Source organism: Bradyrhizobium sp. PRIMUS42, assembly GCF_023006515.1.
Lineage (GTDB): Bacteria > Pseudomonadota > Alphaproteobacteria > Rhizobiales > Xanthobacteraceae > Bradyrhizobium.
In genome coordinates this window covers 1-1,560 of the sequence record NZ_JALBGZ010001063.1, presented here as the reverse complement: position 1 = coordinate 1,560, position 1,560 = coordinate 1, and the positions used below count along the sequence as shown (strand labels likewise).

Genomic DNA, 1,560 nt, shown 5'->3' with positions numbered 1-1,560 from the left:
CGACGATGCCGCGCCACAGCACGCCGAGCGCAGGCGCGCTGACGATGCCCAGCAGCGGCACGCCCGATGTCACCAGGGCGAGGTTGACGGTGAACTCGTCGCGACCGGCGACGAACTCCTTGGTGCCGTCGAGTGGATCGATCAGGAAGAAGCTGCCCTCGAATGGCGGGGAGGCGAGGTGGGTCCGCTCTTCCGAGAGCGTCGGGACGTCGCCTGCGAGCTGGGCCAGGCCCTCCGCGATGATGTGGTCGGCGGCAAGATCCGCCTCGGTCACCGGCGAGCCGTCCTGCTTGCCGTCGACCCGCATCGCCGCGCGGTTGACCCTGAGAATCGCCTCGCCCGCCTTCACCACCAGCGCCGTCAGTGGCTCCATCAGGCCGGATGCGGCCGCGCCGTCGATGATCCGCTTCACCTGGATGCCTCAATCATCGGCAATTCGTTCCTCTCGACTGATTCGCCCGTGCTTATGACCGCCTCGGCGTGATCGCAAGCTAGCTGCCGCGGGCTGGCGAATGTTAGAACCCGCAGCATCCGTCAAGCATGCGTGATTCGCGGCGTCCAGCGCCGTGCAATTCCAGGAACCCTCCAGGACCCCTTTATATGTCTGACGCCTCGTCGCCCGCGACCGCTACTGCTCCCGATATGCTCGAACTCGCAGCGCTGCTGTGCTCTCGGGTCTGCCACGATCTCATCAGCCCTGTCGGCGCCATCGTCAACGGGCTCGAGGTGCTCGACGACGATCCCAAGCCCGAAGACCGCGAGTTCGCGCTCGACCTGATTCGCAAGAGCGCCAAGACCGCCTCCGCCCGGCTCCAGTTCTGCCGTCTTGCCTTCGGGGCGGCCGGCTCCTCCGGCGCGCAGATCGATCTCGGCGATGCCCAGACCATGGCGCGCGGCCACATCGAGGACGGCAAGTGCTCGATCACCTGGAATCTGCCGCGGATTCTGATGCCGAAGAACCGCGTCAAGCTGCTGCTCAACATGCTGGTCGTCGCCCAGCATACGATCCCGCGCGGCGGTATGCTGACGATCGACCCGATCGGCGAGGGCGAAACGATGAGCTTTCGCATCACTGCGACCGGCCATAACGCGCGCCTGCCGCAGAACATCTCCGAACTCCTGAGCGGCGAGCGCGGCCCTGCCGCGGATGCTCACGCGATCCAGCCTTATTACACGCGGCTGTTGGCAGAGGCCTGCGGTCTTACCGTCAAGCTTGCGCCAGAAGGCGAAGCCATCACCGTTACCGCTTCGTAAACGCGCGCCGCGCTCGGCCTCTTAATCGAATCTTTACGAGGCGCTTCGGCTTGTCCGGAGCGCCTTATCTCTTTGTTGGTTCCGTTCTTTTGCACATACTCAACCAATATTAAACGCTTTGCGGTGAAGCTGGCCCCATTCCGAAATGGCGCATCACACCTTGTGCGCGCCCTTCCTGTATGAAGGCCTGTTTTAATGGATGATCTGTTGCGGGAGTTTCTGACGGAGACCAGCGAGAGCCTGGACACCGTGGACAATCAGCTGGTGAAGTTCGAGCAGGAGCCGAACAACGCCAAGATCCTGGAT

2 protein-coding genes are annotated in these 1,560 nt (G+C 63.5%); one reads left to right on the top strand and one right to left on the bottom strand.

What is annotated here, in order from left to right; translation table 11 throughout:
* The coding region (locus MOV75_RS37540; protein ID WP_309486880.1) for an inositol monophosphatase family protein at positions 1-412 on the bottom strand (412 nt) is incomplete at its 3' end.
* A gap of 188 nt (positions 413-600) precedes the next feature.
* Between MOV75_RS37540 and chpT the strand changes: the two genes are divergently transcribed.
* Positions 601-1,254, top strand: coding sequence for a histidine phosphotransferase ChpT (gene chpT, locus MOV75_RS37535; protein ID WP_246932546.1), 654 nt, complete (start codon positions 601-603; stop codon positions 1,252-1,254).
* Positions 1,255-1,560: the final 306 nt, after the last annotated feature.